The 16743-nt window shown below is 69.8% G+C and carries 19 protein-coding genes; 6 read left to right on the forward strand and 13 right to left on the reverse strand.

What is annotated here, in order from left to right:
• Positions 1 to 2: 2 nt before the first annotated feature.
• From FHU35_RS09075 to FHU35_RS09095, 5 genes are all read right to left on the reverse strand, one after another.
• Positions 3 to 1220 (reverse strand): hypothetical protein, encoded by a 1218-nt coding sequence (locus FHU35_RS09075; RefSeq protein ID WP_145738078.1) that lies wholly within the window; start codon positions 1218 to 1220, stop codon positions 3 to 5.
• 114 nt (positions 1221 to 1334) lie between these two features.
• Positions 1335 to 2141: a crotonase/enoyl-CoA hydratase family protein gene (locus FHU35_RS09080; RefSeq protein WP_145738079.1), complete on the reverse strand. Its 807-nt coding sequence runs from the start codon at positions 2139 to 2141 to the stop codon at positions 1335 to 1337.
• A 44-nt stretch (positions 2142 to 2185) separates the two neighbouring features.
• Positions 2186 to 3844, reverse strand: coding sequence for a 3-oxosteroid 1-dehydrogenase (gene kstD / locus FHU35_RS09085; protein WP_145738080.1), 1659 nt, complete (start codon positions 3842 to 3844; stop codon positions 2186 to 2188).
• A gap of 192 nt (positions 3845 to 4036) precedes the next feature.
• Entirely contained in the window at positions 4037 to 5116 is a 1080-nt protein-coding gene (locus FHU35_RS09090; RefSeq protein WP_145738081.1) for a ferredoxin--NADP reductase, read from the reverse strand.
• An 18-nt stretch (positions 5117 to 5134) separates the two neighbouring features.
• Complete coding sequence (locus FHU35_RS09095) at positions 5135 to 5764, reverse strand: PaaI family thioesterase (protein WP_145738082.1); 630 nt, start codon at positions 5762 to 5764, stop codon at positions 5135 to 5137.
• Positions 5765 to 5936: 172 nt separating this feature from the next.
• Here FHU35_RS09095 and FHU35_RS09100 point away from each other — a divergent pair, with 172 nt between their 5' ends.
• Genes FHU35_RS09100 through FHU35_RS09120 form a run of 5 tightly spaced genes read left to right on the forward strand, consistent with a single transcriptional unit; the run spans position 5937 to position 10225 of the window.
• On the forward strand, positions 5937 to 7400 hold the full coding sequence (locus tag FHU35_RS09100) for an aldehyde dehydrogenase (protein ID WP_145738083.1): 1464 nt from the start codon (positions 5937 to 5939) through the stop codon (positions 7398 to 7400).
• 17 nt (positions 7401 to 7417) lie between these two features.
• A complete protein-coding gene (locus FHU35_RS09105; protein ID WP_145738084.1) occupies positions 7418 to 8170 on the forward strand; it encodes an SDR family oxidoreductase in 753 nt (250 codons plus the stop codon).
• On the forward strand, positions 8167 to 9021 hold the full coding sequence (locus FHU35_RS09110) for an NAD(P)-dependent oxidoreductase (RefSeq protein WP_145738085.1): 855 nt from the start codon (positions 8167 to 8169) through the stop codon (positions 9019 to 9021). Before FHU35_RS09105 ends, FHU35_RS09110 begins: the two co-directional genes overlap by 4 nt.
• Positions 9018 to 9377, forward strand: coding sequence for a carboxymuconolactone decarboxylase family protein (locus tag FHU35_RS09115; RefSeq protein WP_145738086.1), 360 nt, complete (start codon positions 9018 to 9020; stop codon positions 9375 to 9377). The genes FHU35_RS09110 and FHU35_RS09115 overlap by 4 nt, the downstream gene beginning before the upstream one ends.
• Positions 9374 to 10225, forward strand: coding sequence for an LLM class F420-dependent oxidoreductase (locus tag FHU35_RS09120; protein ID WP_145738087.1), 852 nt, complete (start codon positions 9374 to 9376; stop codon positions 10223 to 10225). The genes FHU35_RS09115 and FHU35_RS09120 overlap by 4 nt, the downstream gene beginning before the upstream one ends.
• A 114-nt stretch (positions 10226 to 10339) precedes the next feature.
• Here the strand turns inward: FHU35_RS09120 and FHU35_RS09125 are convergent, their stop codons facing one another.
• Positions 10340 to 10930 (reverse strand): TetR/AcrR family transcriptional regulator, encoded by a 591-nt coding sequence (locus FHU35_RS09125; RefSeq protein WP_186459351.1) that lies wholly within the window; start codon positions 10928 to 10930, stop codon positions 10340 to 10342.
• Positions 10931 to 11021: 91 nt separating this feature from the next.
• Here FHU35_RS09125 and FHU35_RS09130 point away from each other — a divergent pair, with 91 nt between their 5' ends.
• The gene (locus FHU35_RS09130) at positions 11022 to 11963 is read left to right on the forward strand and encodes an alpha/beta fold hydrolase (protein WP_145738089.1); all 942 of its coding nucleotides are present in this window, start codon (positions 11022 to 11024) and stop codon (positions 11961 to 11963) included.
• A gap of 3 nt (positions 11964 to 11966) precedes the next feature.
• Here the strand turns inward: FHU35_RS09130 and FHU35_RS09135 are convergent, their stop codons facing one another.
• Genes FHU35_RS09135 through FHU35_RS09165 form a run of 7 tightly spaced genes read right to left on the reverse strand, consistent with a single transcriptional unit; the run spans position 11967 to position 16734 of the window.
• A complete protein-coding gene (locus FHU35_RS09135) occupies positions 11967 to 12443 on the reverse strand; it encodes a nitroreductase family deazaflavin-dependent oxidoreductase (protein WP_145738090.1) in 477 nt (158 codons plus the stop codon).
• A gap of 4 nt (positions 12444 to 12447) precedes the next feature.
• Entirely contained in the window at positions 12448 to 12636 is a 189-nt protein-coding gene (locus tag FHU35_RS09140; protein WP_145738091.1) for a ferredoxin, read from the reverse strand.
• 23 nt (positions 12637 to 12659) lie between these two features.
• Complete coding sequence (locus FHU35_RS09145) at positions 12660 to 13211, reverse strand: nuclear transport factor 2 family protein (protein ID WP_145738092.1); 552 nt, start codon at positions 13209 to 13211, stop codon at positions 12660 to 12662.
• Between the two features lies 1 nt (position 13212).
• Entirely contained in the window at positions 13213 to 13407 is a 195-nt protein-coding gene (locus tag FHU35_RS09150; RefSeq protein ID WP_145738093.1) for a ferredoxin, read from the reverse strand.
• Complete coding sequence (locus FHU35_RS09155) at positions 13407 to 14762, reverse strand: cytochrome P450 (protein WP_145738094.1); 1356 nt, start codon at positions 14760 to 14762, stop codon at positions 13407 to 13409. The genes FHU35_RS09150 and FHU35_RS09155 overlap by 1 nt, the downstream gene beginning before the upstream one ends.
• A complete protein-coding gene (locus tag FHU35_RS09160; RefSeq protein ID WP_145738095.1) occupies positions 14759 to 15538 on the reverse strand; it encodes an SDR family oxidoreductase in 780 nt (259 codons plus the stop codon). Before FHU35_RS09160 ends, FHU35_RS09155 begins: the two co-directional genes overlap by 4 nt.
• Positions 15539 to 15540: 2 nt before the next feature.
• Positions 15541 to 16734 (reverse strand): cytochrome P450, encoded by a 1194-nt coding sequence (locus tag FHU35_RS09165; RefSeq protein ID WP_145738096.1) that lies wholly within the window; start codon positions 16732 to 16734, stop codon positions 15541 to 15543.
• Between the last annotated feature and the right edge of the window lie 9 nt (positions 16735 to 16743).

A 16743-nucleotide genomic window follows, 5' to 3' on the forward strand; every position in this document is an offset into this window, starting at 1 on the left:
CCTCACCGAACTGGCGTGATCGGGATGGACTTCCGGGGCTGGAAGACGAAGTTCGCGCCGGAGCTGATCCGGGTCACCGCCACCTCGTCGAACTCGCTCGCGGGCTGCTCGGCGGAGATGACGCGGGCCGTCCAGGAATCGGACGAGCCGTCGACCACGACGTCCAGCCGCGGATCGACCGCGCGCACCACGGCCTGCAGCGGCGCGGGGGAATCGGGTCCGCACAACGAGATCCACGCCCCGTCGTCGTGGGCGGGACCGGGCCGCACGGTGATCGAAGCGGAATCCCGCGACGCCACGACGTAGTTGGCCGGGTTGAGCAGCGGATGCAGCTCCAGCGTCCGCAACGCGCCCTCCACGCCGTCCGGCAGGCCCAGCGCCCGGTGGATGCGCTCGGCGGCGAGACCGGCGATGCCCACCAGCTGCTTGGTGCAGATCTCCCGCGGATCGGCGGTCCGCCGCGCCACCGCTCGCACGAACCCGAGGTTGAGCAGGTGCATCTGCACGCACACCTCGTCGGCCATGCGCACCAGGGCCGAGGAGCTGAAGTCGGCGAAGTCCAGGTCGCTGAGCAGCGGTCCGGCGTAGTCGCCGCGCCCGTCGTCGGACGGGTCGATGGCCGACAGCTCCAGCGTCGCGGCACGGGAGTCGCGCAGCGCCACGCAGTCGTCGCTGGGGGAGACCGGCGGGTGCGCGTCGTCGATGATCACCGTCCACGCGCAGTGGGGCCGGCGGTCGGCGGGCACGCGCGGAGGCCGGTGCACCGGCCGGACCTGCGCCTTCGGGTTGGTGGCCACCGCCGTGGCGTCGAAGGTGGGGTCCTCGATGTCGTGGCACATCGCGCGGACGTAGCGCTCGCCCATCGGCTCGACGTCCATCAGCGCGCCGCAGTGGTCGAGGTGGAACTCGCCGGAGCGCGGGTCGTGCACGGTGTAGCGGAAGTCCATGAACTGCGGCGGGGCGCCGATGTCGAGCTGCAGCCCCTTGAAGATGGTGACCACGTCGTCGCCGCGGTAGTCCAGCGCGTGCTGCATGCGCCGGGTGTAGAGGGGGCTGGCCGCCATCCACTCCTCGATGGCGATCCGGGTCATCTCCTCGCGGCCGAACGACGAGATGCACCAGGCCATCGCCGACCGGTCGATCAACTGCCCGACCAGCAGCAGTTCCGGGAGCAGCGTGGCCAGGCGGTCTCGGGGCAGTGTTGCGTAGCGGCTCTGCATACGTGCACCTCGCGACAGTGCGGGGACGTTCGACTTTGCAACGACGGACGTCGGTGTCCCGGTGCTGCTGGACCGATCAGGAGGGGCGTCCCGGCCGGGACGCCCCTCGCGGGTTCACTTGCCCTGGAAGTCGGGCTTGCGCTTCTCGGCGAAGGCCTTCGGGCCCTCCTTGGCGTCGGCGCTCATGAAGACCTTGATGCCGTGCTCCGCCTCGATGGCGAAGGCCTCCTCCTCCGGGATCGCCTCGGTCTCCCGGATGGTGCGCAGGATCGCCTGCACGGCCAGAGGGCCGTTGGCGGCGATCATCTCGCCCAGCTCCATCGCCTTGTCCAACGCCGTCCCGTCCGGCACGACGTGGCCGATCAGGCCGAGGTCCTTGGCTTCGGGAGCCTTGATGTGCCGTCCGGTCAGCAGCAGGTCGGCGGCCACCGTGTAGGGGATCTGCCGGGTCAGCCGAACCGCGGAACCGCCCAGCGGGAACAGGCCCCACCGCGGTTCGGAGACGCCGAAGCGCGCGCTCTCGCCGGCCACCCGGATGTCCGTGGCCTGCAGGATCTCGGTGCCGCCCGCGATGGCGGGGCCCTCGACCGCGGCGATCAGCGGCTTGGTCAGCCGCCTGCCCTTGAGCAGGCCCTCGATCTTGGCCGGGTTGAACGAGCCCTGCTGGTGCTGGTCACCGGGGTGGTTGTTGCTCATGCTCTTGAGGTCGGCGCCGGCGCAGAAGGAGCCGCCCGCCCCGGTGAGCACGCAGGCCCGGATCTCGGGGTCGTTGTCGACCCTGTCCCAGGCCTCGATCATGATCTTGATCATCTCGCCGGACAGCGCGTTCTTGGCGTCCGGGCGGTTCATCGTCACCACCAGCACGCCGCCGCGCTGCTCGACCAGGCAATGCGGCTGCTCTGTCTCCGTCGTCGAGGTCATCCCGCCTCCAGTTCGCGTCTTCTGGTTCTCGTGTCCGGTGGGTGTCACCGCTGCGCCTCGGCGGCGATGTCCAGGGCGGCGATGTAGCCGAAGGTCATGGCAGGGCCGATCGTCGCGCCGGCCCCCGCGTAGGTGGACCCCATGACCGCCGCGCTGGCGTTGCCCGCGGCGTAGAGACCGGGGATAGCCGATCCGTCCTCCCGCAGGACCCGGGCGCGGGCGTCGGTGCGCAGCCCTCCCTTGGTGCCGAGGTCGCCGGGCACGATCTTGACCGCGTGGAACGGCGCGACCTCCAGCGGAGCCAGGCTCGGGTTGGGCAGTCGCGGGTCGCCGTAGTACTGGTCGTAGGCGCTCTCGCCGCGGTGGAAGTCCTCGTCGGTGCCGTTCTGGGCGAAGCCGTTGAACCGCTGGACGGTCGCGCGCAGCTCCTCGGCGGGAACCTCGATCTTGGCCGCCAGCTCCTCGATGGTGCCTGCGGTGTGCACGATGCCCGCCTTGTACCAGCGTCCGGGGAACCGCTGGCGCGGCGGCAGACCGGCGAAGGTGTAGTTGTTGCGGTAGCGCTGGTCGGCGATCAGCCACGACGGGATGTGCGAGACACCGGTCTCGTGACCTCGGTACATCGCGTGCACCGCGTCGACGTACGGGGTCGCCTCGTTGACGTAGCGCTCGCCCGCGGCGTTGACCATGATGCTGCCGGGCAGGTTGCGCTCGGACAGGCAGAAGTACGGACCGCGGGGGAGCGGGATCGACGGCCCCCACCACGCGTCGTCCATCAGGCCCACGTCGGCGCCGAGGCGCTGACCGGCCTCGATGCCGTCGCCGGTGTTGCCCTCGGCGCCGACGGTCCAGTCGGTGCCGATCGGTTCGCGCTGGAACTGCTTGCGCATCCGCTCGTTCTTCTCGAACCCGCCGGCGGCCATGATCACGCCGTGCCGCGCTCGGACGAGCACGTCCTGTTCGCCGCGCTGCAGGCGCACGCCGGCGACGACGCCGTCCTCGACGTGCAGCTCGGCCAGCGGGCTGTTGAGCCACACCGGTACGTCGGCGCGCAGCAGTCCCGCGCGCAAACCGGCGGCCAGCGCCTGTCCCAGGGCGAGCAGCGGGCGCTTGGTCGCGAGCGAGATGACCCTGCGGAAGCCGACTTTGGCGGAGGTGAACACGCCGCGCGGGTGGCGGGCGATGAGGTTCATCCACTTGTACTCGGCCGCTGTGACCGTGATCCCGGCCGGTGCGGGCAGGTACGGGGGCTGCAGGTTGGCCAGCTCGTCTCCGAGCAGTTTGCCGTTGAACGGCTTGGGTTCCAGCGTGCGGCCCCGGGGGATTCCGCCGGGCGTCTCGGGGTAGTAGTCGGAGTAGCCGGGAATCCACTTGAGCTTGAGCGGCGTGCGGCGCAGCACCAGCGACACCATGTCGGGCCCGTGCGAGAGCAGCGTCTCGCGGCGGTCGGCGGCGATCTCGTCGCCGATCAGGTGCCGGAGGTAGGTCGCGGCCTTCTCCGGGCTGTCGCCGGACTTCGCCTTCCGCAGCACTTCGTTGTACGGGGCCCAGACTGCTCCGCCGGATCGCGCGGTGGAGCCGCCGAAGTAGCGGTCCTTCTCCACGACCAGCACCGACAAGCCGCGGTCCGTCGCCGCGAGCGCGGCGGTCATTCCGGCGGCGCCGGAGCCGACCACGACGACATCGAAGGTCGCTTCTGTCATGGCACCTCCAGGTGGCCCTCACGATACTGAAACAGGTTATAGTTTTGATCCGCAAGACGCTACGGTTCTGCCGGATTTGGGCAGTCAGCGAGCTCGTCTATGCCTAAGAACGTGTTGCACATGGCCGTCTAGGGGCACCACCGGCGGTCGAACGGAACAGCGGAACAGCGGCGGTCGCAGCGCCTCCGGGCGTCAGTCGTAGTCGACCTTGACCTTGGGGGTCTTGGGCAGCGACTGGCACGCCAGCACGTAGCCCTCGTCGAGGTCTTCCTGCTCGAGGACCTGGTTGTTGACCATCGTGACCTCGCCCTCGGTCACCCGACACTCGCACGCGGCGCAGATGCCCTCGGAGCAGGACGACGGAGCTGGTAGCCCCTTCTCCTTGAGCAGGTCGAGCAGGCGCTTGTCGGCGGGCCAGTTGAACGTGTGGTTCTCGCCGTCGAGCGTCACGTCGACGACCGACTCCTCCGGTTCGGCCTGCTCGGCGCCCTCCTCCTGCTCGGCGCCCGCCTCCTGCTCGTCGGGCGCAGCCGCCGTCGCGGGTTCGGCCTGCGTCGCGTTGTCGAACGGGTTGCCCGCCAGCGAGGCGAAGCGCTCCAGGTGGATGGCCGATTTCGGGAATCCGGCTTCGCGCAGCGCCTTCCTGGTGGCGTCCATGAACGGTTTCGGCCCGCAGATGAACGCGTCGTGCTCCGGGAACGCCGCGGACAAGGACTGCAGCGAGTCCTGGGCGGGCAGGCCCTGCACGGACTCCAGCCAGTGAAGGACCACCAGTCGTCCCGGGTGCGCCGCGGCCAGCTCGGTGAGCTCGCGCGCGAAGATGACGGACTTCTCGTCGCGGTTGGCGTAGACGAGCACGACCTGGCCGGATCCGGTGGCCAGCGCGGACTTCAGGATCGACATGATCGGCGTGATCCCGCTGCCCGCGGCGAACAGCAGCAGGTCGTCCTCCAGCGCCTTCGGCGTGAACACCCCTGCCGGTTCCAGCACGTCCAGCTCGGTTCCCGCGGCGACGTTGTCGCAGATCCAGTTCGAGGCGTAGCCGTCTGCGGTCCGCTTGACCGTGACCGCCAGCCGCCCGTCGGTCACCGGCGAGCTCGACAGCGAGTACGCGCGAGCGACCGATCCGCAGCGGTCGCTGGGGATCCGCAGCGTCAGGAACTGGCCCGGCCGGTAGGGCAAGCGGGTGATGTCGACGTCGAAGACCACTGAGCGGGCGTCGGCCGTCTCCTCGACGACCTCGGCCACCCGCAGTCGGTGGAACTCAGGCATCGCAGAACTCCTCGATGGTCAGTAGGTCACCAGGATCGCGCTGGCCTGCGCGGTGGTTTCCCCGTCGGCGACGATCTCGCCGGTGGCGAAGACCTTCCGGCCTTCCTTGCCGGTGAAGCGGGCGTTGATGGTCAGGGGCACGCCGTGCGGCGTGCCGCGTCGGTAGTCCACGGTCAGCGACACCGTCATCGCGGGGTGACCGGCCACCGCGGTGGCCCTGCCCAGCGCGTGGTCGAGCAGCGAGGCGACCCAGCCGCCGTGCACGCGCCCGGGCGGCCCCTCGTAGGCCGGTCCGAGCAGCGCCGAGGAGGAGGTCGCTCCGGACTCGTCGATCTCGACGCCGACCATGGGTGGTGAGAGGGGGTTGCCGGGGCCCTCCACCGGGTTGTTCACGCTGACCTGGTGTCCGTCGACGTAGGACATCAGCAGCGGTTCGTCCCGGGTGCGCTCGCGCAGCAGCGCGGTGGCGGCGGAGACGTGCTCGGCGGCCGCGCGCAGGTCCTCGGCCGCGACGTCGGTGTGCACGCCGGCCTCGATGAGCTCGCGGATGCGGCCTGCCAGCAGCGTCGTCTCGGCTGGGATCTCCGGGATGACCGGTGCGGCCACCGCCGCTGGCAGTGAGGTCGTGCCTGGCTTCTCGTCGGTCATCCGGTGTTCCCCTCGTGCGCCGAACTTCTAGAACATGTTCTACGCCTCGATTATGCTGTGTCAACGGCGGCTTCGCGGAGAGGGGGTAACTCGTTCTATTGAGATCGGACCTTGTGGTCGGGAAACATGGACTTTAGTCTTGACATGTGTCTAGAAACCGGATGTGGTGCCGATGAGCGTCTGGACAACCAAGGCGTCGAACCTGCTGATCGACGGTGAATCGGTCCCCGGATCAGGGGGGAGGTTCGAAACCGCCAATCCCGCCACGGAAGAGGTCCTGGGCACGGCGGCCAACGCCACCGCCGCCGACATGGACAGCGCGATCGCGGCGGCCCGGCGCGCCTTCGACGAAACCGACTGGTCCCGCGACCTCGACCTGCGCGTGCGCTGCCTGAAGCAGCTGAGCCGGGCGCTGCAGGATCACGCCGAGGAGCTGCGGGAGCTGACCATCGCCGAGGTCGGTGCGCCTCGCTTCCTCACCCACGGCGCCCAGCTGGACGCGCCGATCGCCGACGTGGCCCACTTCGCCCAGCTCGCAGCGGGTTACGAGTGGACCCGCGATCTCGGGGTCGCCGAGCCCATGGGGATGCCCAGCAGGCGCTGGACCCGGCGCGAAGCGGTGGGCGTCGTCGGGGCGATCACGCCGTGGAACTTCCCGCACCAGATCAACCTCGCCAAGCTCGGTCCCGCGCTGGCGGCGGGCAACACCGTCGTCCTCAAGCCCGCGCCCGACACGCCGTGGTGCGCCGCAGCGGTCGGCGAGATCCTGCTGGCCGAGACCGACATCCCGCCGGGCGTGGTCAACATCGTCACCTCCGACGACCACGCGCTCGGGGCGCAGCTGTCCTCCGACGAGCGGGTGGACCTGGTCTCGTTCACCGGATCCACCGACACCGGGCGCGCCGTGATGGCCTCCGGTGCTCCCTCGATCAAGCGGACGTTCCTGGAGCTGGGTGGGAAATCGGCGTTCGTCGTCCTCGACGACGCCGACCTCGGCGCGGCCTGCGGGCTCGCGGCCTTCACCGTGTGCACCCACGCGGGCCAGGGCTGCGCGCTGACCACCCGGTTGCTGGTGCCCCGCGCCCGCTACGACGAAGCCGTGCAGCTGACGGCGAAGGCGCTCAGCGGCATCCCCGCCGGTGACCCCGACGATCCCGGAACCGTGTGCGGTCCGGTCATCTCCGCGCGCCAGCGCGACCGGGTGGAGAGCTACCTGGCGCTCGCCGAGGAAGAAGGCGGGAAGTTCGCCTGCGGCGGCGCTCGGGCCGAGCGCGATCGCGGGTTCTTCGTCGAACCCACCCTGATCACCGGGCTGACCAACGACTCGCGCGTGGCGCGCGAGGAGATCTTCGGGCCGGTGCTGGTGATCCTTCCGCACGACGGTGATGACGACGCCGTGCGCATCGCCAACGACTCGCCCTACGGGCTCTCGGGTGCGGTGCACGGCCAGGACCTGGAGCGGGCGCGGGCGGTCGCCGCGCGCATCCGCACCGGGACGATCGGCATCAACGGCGGGGTCTGGTACGGCGCCGACGCCCCGTTCGGCGGGTACAAGCAGTCGGGCATCGGCCGGGAGATGGGACTGGCCGGCTTCGAGGAATACCTGGAGACCAAGCTCATCGCCGAACCGGCGTAGCGAGGCGGGAGGACGCAATGGGGCGTTTCGAAGGCAAGGTCGCGGTGGTCACCGGGGCGGCGCAGGGCATCGGTGAGGCGTACGCGCGAGCGCTCGCCGCCGAGGGCGCGAGCGTGGTCGTCGCCGACCTCAACACGGCCGACGGCGAGAAGGTCGCCAAGGAGATCACCGCGGACGGCGGCACCGCCGCGTTCGTCGAGGTCGACGTCTCCTCGCCGGAATCCACCGCTGCGATGGCCGATGTCGCCGTCGAGCGCTTCGGCGGGATCGACCACCTGGTGAACAACGCCGCCATCTACGGCGGCATGAAGCTGGACCTGCTCTACACCGTCGACTGGGACTACTACAAGAAGTTCCTCAGCGTGAACATGGACGGCGCGCTGCTGTGCACGCGGGCGTGCGTGCCGCACATGCAGGCCCGCGGAGGCGGGTCCATCGTCAACCAGTCCTCCACCGCCGCCTGGGTCTACTCCGGCTTCTACGGGCTGGCCAAGGTCGCGGTCAACGGGCTCACCCAGCAGCTCGCCCACGAGATCGGGGGCATGGGCGTGCGGATCAACGCGATCGCGCCCGGTCCGATCGACACCGAGGCCACCCGCGAGACCACGCCGCCGGAGATGGTCAAGGCGATCGTCAAGGGGATGGCGCTCAAGCGCATGGGCCAGCCCGAAGACCTGGTGGGGATGTGCCTGTTCCTGCTGTCGCAGGAAGCGGGCTGGGTGACCGGTCAGATCTTCAACGTCGACGGCGGGCAGGTGATCCGCTCGTGAGCGCTGTCGGTTTCGTGGGGCTCGGCCAGATCGGGGCACCGATGGCCCGCAAGCTCGTGGACTGGCCGGACGGTCTCGTCGTGCACGACGTCAGGCCCGAGGTCGTCGCCAGGTTCGCCGACGGCGGTGCGCGGGCGGCGTCCTCCCCGCGCGAGGTCGCGAAGCACGCCGAGGTCATCTCGGTGATGGTCCGCGACGACGCGCAGGTCGAGGAGGTCGTCTGCGGGCCGGACGGGCTGCTCGCCGGGGCGTCCGAAGGCGCCGTCGTGGCGATTCACTCCACCATCGGCGAGAACACCGCGCCCCGGCTCGCCGAACTGGCCGCGCTGCGCGGTGTTTCGGTGGTCGACGCGCCGGTGAGCGGTGGTGCGGTCGGTGCGGACCAGGCGAACCTCGCCGTGATGGTCGGCGGTACCGAGGAGGCCTTCACCCGCTGCAAGGCGGCCTTCGAGCGGTGGGCCGGGCTCGTCGTGCACGCCGGCGAGGTGGGTGCGGGCACGCGCTGCAAGCTCGCCCGGAACCTGCTGCACTTCGTGGCCTTCACCGCTGCGGGCGAGGCTCAGCGGCTCGCCGAAGCGGCCGGGCTCGACCTGCGCGAGCTGGGCGAGATCGTGCGGCACACCGACGCCATCACCGGCGGACCCGGTGCGATCATGCTGCGCGGCGAGACCGAGCAACTGTCCACATCGGACAACTGGTACCCGATCTTCAGCAACGTCCGCGACCTCGGGGAGAAGGACCTCGCGCTGGCCCTGCAGCTCGGCGAGCGGCTCGGCGTCGAGCTGCCGCTGGGGGAGCGGGCGCTGCGCGACCTGGCCGCCGCCCTCGGCGTCGCCCGGGAGGGATCATGAACGACGAGCAGCGACAGCGCGGCCTGGCCAAGATGGGCGAGGTCTACGGCTGGGACGTTTCCGACGGGCCTGGCGACTTCTTCGGCGTCACCGTCGACCACCTCTTCGCCGAGATCTGGTCGCGCCCCGGGCTGACCCTGCGCGACCGGCGGCTGCTGCTGCTCGGCGCGCTCGCCGCTCAGGGGCTCGACGACGTCGCCGACATCCAGGTGCGGGCCGCGCTGGGCAACGACGAGCTCGACGCCGAGCAGCTGCGCGAGATAGGGCTGTTCATGACGCACTACGTCGGCTGGCCGCTGGGCACCAAGTTCACCATGCGCATCGAGAAGATCCTCGGCGAAAAGGACCAGACATGAAGTACGGCATCGTGCAGTTCACCAGCGACCGCGGACTTCCGCCCGCGGTCGCGGCGAAGGCCGCCGAAGAGGCGGGTTTCGACTCCTACTGGGTGCCCGAGCACACCCACATCCCGGTCAAGCGGGAGGCCGCGCACCCCGGCACCGGCTCGGAGGAGCTGCCCGACGACCGCTACCTGCGGACGCTGGACCCGTGGGTGGCGCTGTCGATGATCGCCGCGGTGACCTCGCGCATCCGGCTCGCGACCGCGGTCGCGCTGCCCGTCGAGCACGACCCGATCACGCTCGCCAAGACCATCGCCACCCTCGACCACCTCTCCGGCGGGCGGGTGAGCCTGGGCGCCGGGTTCGGGTGGAACATCGACGAGCTCACCCACCACGGGGTGCCCAAGGCCAAGCGGCGCACCGTGCTCCGCGAGTACCTGGAGGCCATGGAGCAGCTGTGGTCCCGGGAAGAGGCCGAGTACCACGGGGACCACGTCGATTTCGGTCCGAGTTGGGCGTGGCCGAAACCGATCCAGCAGCCCCGGGTTCCGGTGCTCGTCGGCGCCGGCGGGACGGAGAAGACGTTCAACTGGATCGCCCGCTCCGCGGACGGCTGGATCACCACGCCCACCGAGGGCGAGATCGACGACAAGGTCGCGCTCCTCAAGCGCACCTGGAAGGAAGCGGGCCGGGAGGGCGATCCGCAGATCGTGGCCCTGTCCGGCAAGCCCGACTTCGACGCCCTGGCCCGCTGGGAGCAGCTCGGCGTCACCGAAGTCCTCTTCGGCTTCCCGGAGAAGGGCGAGCAGTGGGTCACGGAGTACTTCCACCGCCTCGCCGGCAAGCTCGGCATCACCGGCTAGCGTTCTGATCTGGTGATTCGCCGGCAGCCTGCGGCGAGGGCTCCGTGGATCCGGTGGGCGGTAGAGGGCGTCGTTCACGCGCGCTGGACCGCCCACGAACTGACAACGCCGGCGCTAACTCCGGGCGTGCAACGCCTGCGAGAGCGCGTTCACGCTGACGTCGACGATCGTGTGGAGCTGCTCCTGACTTGACCCAGACCTGCTCATCACGGCCAGCGACTGATTGACCGCCGCGAGGTGAACGGCGAACTCATCGGCGTCGCCGTCGGCCCACTCGACGGTGTTGAGGGCGGTCCGCAGCCGCGCGTGCTGGGAGCCCAGGACCTCGATCGCGCGCGCGGCGACGGCAGGGCTCAGCACCGGGATCACCATCGCGGTCTGGGCGACGAGGCACCCGTCCGGCAGATCGGGGTCGGCGATGCGCGTCAGCGTGACTTCGAAGAACTCCCGTATCGCTCGTAGCGGCTCCTCGGAGGCGCTGGAGAGGGCTTGGTCGTACCTGTCCCCGTAGCGCGCCGCGTAGCGGTCCAAGCAGCGCAGGTAGAGCGAGTCCTTGTCGCCGAAGGAGGAGTAGAGGGAACTGCGGTTCAACCCGGTCGCGCTGGAGAGGTCGTCGAGAGAGGTGTCGGCGTACCCGGCGCGCCAGAATTGGACCATCGCCGCGTCGAGCGCGTTCTCCACGTCGAACTGCTTCTTCCCGGCCATCACCCGTGCACCTCGTTGTTGAGCCAAGTCGTCGTGCCCTGCCCATAGTATCTTGAACCAACCAGTTCAAGATGGGGGTAGGGTTCGAGCCATGACCGACGCATCGACCGAGCACCGCTCGTGCGACCAGAACTCGATCTCCGGATTGCCGCTCCACGACCTGGCGGGGTTCACCCACCGCTGGGTCGATGCGGGAGGAATCCGGATCCATGCCGTGGAAGGCGGTCGGCCGACCGGCCCTGCCGTCGTCCTGCTCGCCGGATTTCCGCAGACCTGGTGGGCCTGGCGCGCAGCGATGCCGGGCCTCGCCGAGCGATTCCACGTGATCGCACTCGACCTGCCAGGGCAAGGCCACTCCGACCGCCCTCACGGCAGCTACGACACGCACACCGTCGCCTCACGCGTCCACTCCGCGGTGACCGCGCTCAACGCGTCGGAGTACTGGCTCGTCGCCCACGACATCGGGGCCTGGGTCGCCTTCTCGCTCGCCTTGCAGCACGAAGAACACCTGCGCGGTGTCGCTCTGCTCGACGCCGGCATTCCCGGGATCAGCCTCCCGGACTCCATCCCCACGGATCCCGACCGGGCCTGGAAGACCTGGCACTTCGCGTTCCACCTGGTGCCCGATCTGCCCGAAGCACTGCTCGCCGGTCGCGAGCGTGCCTACGTCGACTGGTTCTTGAAGGTCAAAGCACTGTCGGCGAACACGTTCGACGGAGCCGAGATCGACCACTACGCTGCCGCTGTCGCCGCTGAGGGCGGTCTCCGAGCCTCTCTCGCCTACTACCGCGATGCCGCGGAATCGGCGCGCAGGAACCACGACGCTCTTGAACGACAGCACTTGACCGTCCCGGTTTTGGGGATCTCCAGCGCCCACGGCTCGATCCCCGACATGGCCGCTTCCCTCAGCCCCTGGGCGGAGAACGTGACGGGCGTCGTCATCCCCGATGCCGGGCACTTCATCCCCGACGAGCAACCCGACGCGGTGGTGGACGCGGTGACCGCGTTCATCGACCGCGAACGGGCCGGGTAGTCGTCAGGCCGGTTCGCAGATGACCACCGGGATCTCCCGGTCGGTCCAGGACTGGTAGTCGTCGAAGTCGGCGTAGAGGTCGAGGAGCCGGGGCCAGAGGTCGGCCCGCTCCTGCGGGCTCGCGGTGCGGGCCCGCATGCGGCGGACGTCGCGCCTGAGCTGGACCGTGACCTCGGGATGCTCCCCGATGTTGTGGTACCAGGCCGGGTGCTTGGGCAGCCCGCCCTGGGACGCGACGAGGATGACGCGGTCGCCGTCGGGCATGTGCAGCAGCGGGGCCGTGCGCGGACGGCCGCTGCGGCGGCCCGTGGTGGTCAGCAGGCAGATCGGGACGGACTTGCGGAACCCGGCGCCGATGCGCCAGTTCCCGCCGATCCGCCCGCCGGTGGCGCGGTACAACCGGATGTTGAGCCGCGAGGCCACCTTGATGACCTTGGCCACCACCGGCGAGTCGAGCTGCGGTGGGCGCTCTTTCGGCATGCGCTCAGTCCTTCAGCGACAGCGCGGCCTTCGGGCAGGAATGCACCGCCTGCTCGATCGAATCCCGCAGCTCCGGCGTGGGTTCCGCGATGATGTTCAGGTTGTCGTCCTCGTCGATCTCGAAGACGTCGGGTGCGACCGCCTCGCACATGCCGTTCGCCTCGCACAGGTCGAAGTCGACCACGATCTCCATCGGTCCTCCAGTTTCTGCTCAGGTCACCACAACTCGACGGGTGCCGTGCCCTTGCGGTAGTGCCCGGGTTGCGGCACGCCGGACGCGGCGACCTCCATGCGCTTCTTCATCCCGGGCGAGAGCACGTCGGCCTTGATCATCTCCAGGAACAGGTGCGCGGCGTTGCCGAAGTCGAAGAAGTCGCGCTGCCACGACCACTGCATGTTCCCGCCGTAGCGGAACCAGCTGCCGCCGATGCCGGCGACCTGGTACGGAGTGCCATCGGGTCGCTTCGCGTGCGCGATCTGCTTCCACAACCCGATCACCTCGCCCTGCTGGTCGTCGATGAGCACCCGCTTGTACGGGTAGTTCCAGCCGTCCAAGCCCTCCATCTCCACGCCCAGCGCGATGTCGCGGATCTCGTCGCGGCCCACCGCCATGAAGTCCTCGTTGGGCCCGGTGTTCCAGCCGTAGGTGGCGTCTTCGGTGTAGAGCTGCGCCAGGTCTTTCCAGTCGCCGAGCGACTCGCAGCGCTCGTTCTCATCCAGCCAGTGCTGGACCATCCGTTCCAGTTCTTCCCGAGGGTATGCGGGCATGTCAAGCCTCCTCGATGCTCAAAGCCTGCGTGGGGCACTCCCGCACAGCGCGTTCCACTTCGCCGCGCAGATCTGGGGGCGGCTCGCTGACCAGCAGTTCGACCTTGCCGCGCCGGGGGACCGAGAACACGTCCGGCGCCTCCAGCTCGCACATCGCGTGGCCCTGGCACAGGTCGAGATCGCACACGATGCGCATCAGGACTCCTTCCTGCGCCGGTAGCGGACCCGGCACGGCTGGGCGAGTTGGACGACCATCTTCGAGTGGTCGTTGCGGTAGGACTCCGGCGGTTGGGCGAGCTCGAAGCTGAAGTCGCGCAACAGCACTGAGAAGATCGCCTTGAGCTGCATCATCGCGAACGCGGCACCCACGCAGCGATGCCGTCCCGCCCCGAACGGGATCCACGTCCAGCGGTTGACCAGGTCCTCCTGGCGCGGTTCGGCGTAGCGCTCGGGCCGGAACTCGTCGGGTTCCGGGAAGTCCTCCGCGATCCGGTTGGAGATCGCCGGGGTGGCCGCCACGAAGTCGCCGCGCTCGATGCGCCGGCCCCGCACGTCGAACTCGTCCTGGGCGACCCGGAGCAGCAGGATCAGCGGTGGGTGCAGCCGCAGCGCCTCCTTGATCGCGCTCTCCAGCTGCGGGATCGCGCGCAACGAGCGGAAGCTCACCTCGGACCCGTCGGAGTAGAGCTCGTCGAGCTCGGCGACCACGCCGCCCAGCACGTCGGGATTGCGCAGCAGCTCGATGAGCGTCCACGCGGCGGTCCCGGAGCTCGTGTGGTGCCCGGCGAACATCATCGAGATGAACATGCCGGTGATCTCGTCGGCGCTGAACCGCAGCCGCCCGTCGTCGTCCTTGACCGACATCAGCACGTCGAGCATGTCCCGCTCGTCGCGCGGTGGCTTCTCGGCCGCGGCCCGGCCGTCCATGATCTCCTGCACGAGCTGCACCAGGCCGGTCCGAGCTTCGTCGCGACGGCGGAAGCTCTCGATCGGCGCGTGCGGGTCGACGTAGGCCAGCGCGTCGGTCCCGCGCTCCAGGTCGTGGTAGAGCTCGGCGAAGCGGTGATCGAGCTGGTCGCGGAACCGCTTGCCGATCAGGCAGGCCGAGGAGGTGTAGATCGTCAGCTCGGCGAAGAAGTCGAGGAGGTCGATCTCGCCCTCATCGCCCCATTCCGCGACCATGCGCGCGATCTCGGTGTCGATGGTCTGGGCGTGCCCGCGCATCTGCTCGCCGCGCAGCGCCTGGTTGTGCAGCATCTCCTTGCGCCGTTCCGGCGGGGCGTCGAAGACCACGCCCTGCCCGAAGATCGGCGTCATGAACGGGTACGCGGCGGCCTGGTCCAGGTCGTCGTCGGAGGCCCGGAAGAAGAACTCGTTGGCCTCGGCGCCCGAGAGCATCACGACCCGGCGCCCGGCCAGGTCGAACGTCCCCACGTCGCCGCACTCGTCGCGGACCCGGCGCATCAGCGCGATCGGGTCGGTGCGCAGCTCTTCGAGGTGGCCGTGCTCGTCGTGGCCTCCGGAGACCTGTTTCGGTGCGAGCAGCGTCATTTCTCCTCCAGCGGGGCTTCGGGCTCGACCTCGATCAAGCTCAGGTGCACGCCGCGCGGCGCCGAGACCACGTGGTGCACGGCGTCGGCGATGTCGGAGGCGCGCAGGAAGTACGGGTGCCTGGCCAGGCCCCACTTCACCCAGTCGTTGAGCACTGCCTCGGTGGTCTTGTCGTCCCACTGCATGCCCATCGAGGTGAAGGTGGGGCCGGGGCGCACGATGCTGGCGCGCACGCCGGTGCCCTCCAGCTCCATGCGCATCGTGCGCGCCATCGCCTCCAGCCCCGCCTTGGCGGGCACGTACGCGCCCATCCGGGGCCGGGGCTTGGGAACCACGTCGGAACCGATCAGCACGACGTCACCGCGCCGCCGCCGCACCATGCCGGGCACGATGCGGGAGACGAGCCGGTGCGCGCCGCCGAGGTGCACGTCCAGCTGGTCGCCGAAGCGGGCGTCGTCCATCTCGTGCACCAGGTCGGCGTCGAGGTCGCCGGCGCCGTAGACGAGGATCTCGATGTCGCCGAGCTCTTCGGTGGTCCTGGCGACGAACTCGGTCACCGAGCTCTCGTCGGTGACGTCCAGCTGGACCGCGATGGCCTCGCCGCCGTCAGCCCGAATCTTGGCGGCCAGCTCCTCGCACTTGTCGGCGCGGCGGGCGCCGAGGGCCACCGGATGTCCCGCGGCGGCCAGGGCCTGGGCGGTGGCCGCGCCGATCCCGGCCGACGCGCCGGCTATCGCGGTCGGGCGGCGGACCGGGTTCGGTTCGAATCTGGGCATGGCTACCTGCTTTCCACGCGAACGGGCAGGGTCGCGAAGCCGCGCACGTTGCTGGAGTGCACGCGCTGCGCGCGGTCGGTGTCGACGTCGTAGGACTTGACCAGCTCGACGAACTCGGTGAGCGCGATCCGCGCCTCCAGGCGCGCCAGGTGGGCGCCGAGGCAGAAGTGGGTCCCGCCGCCGAAGCTGACGATCGGGGTCTCGGTGCGGCGGTCGATGTCGTAGTCGTCGGCGGCGTCGAAGGCGCGCGGGTCGCGGTTGGCCGATCCGACCAGCAGCAGCACGCGGGCACCTGCGGGAATCGTGGTGCCGTGCAGCGCGATGTCCTCGGTCGCGGTGCGCGCGACCATCTGGCTGGAGGTGTCGTAGCGCAGGGTCTCCTCGATCCAGTCGGTCACCCGGGCCGGATCGGTGAAGGGCTTGGCCTGCTCCCCGGGATTGCGGTGCGCCCAGTAGGCGGCGTTGGCCAGCAGCTTGGTGGTGGTCTCGTTGCCCGCGACGACCATCAGGAACAGGAACGCGATGATCTCGTCGTCGCTGAGCCGGTCGCCGTCGATCTCGGCGTCCATCAGCGCGGACGTGAGGTCGTCGGTGCGCTTCTTGCGGCGTTCGGCGAGCATGTCGGCGTAGTAGGCCACCAGGTTCAGCGAGGCCTCCATCGCCGCCTGCGGGACGTCGAAGACGCCCTCGTCGCGGTGCATCACGGTGTCGGCGAGCTCCCGCAGCCGGTCGCGGTCGGCCTCCGGGACGCCCATGAGCTCCGAGATCACGTCCATCGGGAACTTGCCGGCGAAGTCCGCCACGAAGTCGAACTCGCCGGACTCCAGCGCCGGGTGCAGGTGGTGCCGGGCGAGTTCGAGGATGCGCGGCTGCAGGTCGCGCACCCTGCGCGGGGTGAACCCCCGGGAGACCAGCGAGCGGAGCCGGTTGTGGCGGGGGTCGTCGAGCGCGAGGAACGACATCGTCTTGTGCGCGTAGGGGCCCCAGGCGGCCGGGTCCAGCGAGACACCGTTGGCGTTGGACAGCCGGGTGTTGTCCCGGAACAGCGCGGCGACGTCCGAATGCCTCGACAGCGCCCAGAAGTCGAGCTCGTCGTTGCGGTAGACCGGCGCCTCGTCGCGCAGCCGCGCGTAGGTCGGGTACGGGTCGGTGTGCACGGCGTAGTCGTACGGGCTGAACACAACACCACTGGACATGTGTCCAGA

Source organism: Saccharopolyspora dendranthemae (genome assembly GCF_007829955.1).
Classification (GTDB): domain Bacteria; phylum Actinomycetota; class Actinomycetes; order Mycobacteriales; family Pseudonocardiaceae; genus Saccharopolyspora; species Saccharopolyspora dendranthemae.